This window comes from Aeromonas dhakensis (assembly GCF_000820305.1).
GTDB lineage: Bacteria > Pseudomonadota > Gammaproteobacteria > Enterobacterales > Aeromonadaceae > Aeromonas > Aeromonas dhakensis.
On sequence record NZ_CDBH01000050.1, the window covers coordinates 1 to 762 of the forward strand.

At 66.9% G+C, this 762-nt stretch carries 1 protein-coding gene; it reads right to left on the reverse strand.

From position 1 onward, the window contains the following. The coding region (locus tag BN1143_RS14980; RefSeq protein ID WP_042051181.1) for an efflux RND transporter permease subunit at positions 1-762 on the reverse strand (762 nt) is incomplete at both ends.

Genomic DNA, 762 nt, shown 5'->3' on the forward strand with positions numbered 1-762 from the left:
GTCAAGCAGGATCTGCCGGGGGCCCAGTGCAGGCCGTGGCCGTATCGCGATTTCACCTCTCCCGAGCTGCGGCCTGACCTGGGCCCCCGGCAGATCCTGCTTGACGATGGCCATGGCGGCCCGCGCCGCCCGATAGAGCTCGGCCAGATCGCCCCCCTGCAGCAACAGGGAGATGCCGTTCTCGCTGTCAAAGCCGCCGAACAGCGACCCCTGACCGCCAAACACCTGGGTGTCGGGGATGCCCACCAGCAACTGCTTCATCAACAGCTGCTCCAGCACCTTGATCTGGTCCTCCTCTTTCGGTCGCACCCCGATCTGGGCACCGCCCGGGTAACGCAATATGTAGTAGTTCTTGAGGGCCGGCTCCTGCTCCCCCTTCATGTAGGGCTCCAGCCTGGCGATGAGCGTGTCGATCACCTCCTCGCGCTGGGCCTTGAGGTTGAAGCCCGGGGTGAAATTCATCCAGACATCCACCGCGTCGCGCTTCACGTCCGGCAGGTAGTCCATCTTCGGCAGCAGGGCCCAGGTCGCCAGCGCCGGCAGGCTCATCATCAGGGTGATGACGGTCCAGCGCCGGCGGGGCGTCGCAGTCCAGCGGATCACGTGGCGGGTGGTGCCCTGCCACAGCGCCTCATAGGGGTCAGTCAGCCGCTCGCGCCCCATCCAGCGCGCCGCCACCGCCGGCAGCACGGTCACCGCCACCAGCATGGAGACGGTCACCGCGCAGGCGATGGTGAGCGCAAGGTCTGCAAACAGCTGCCC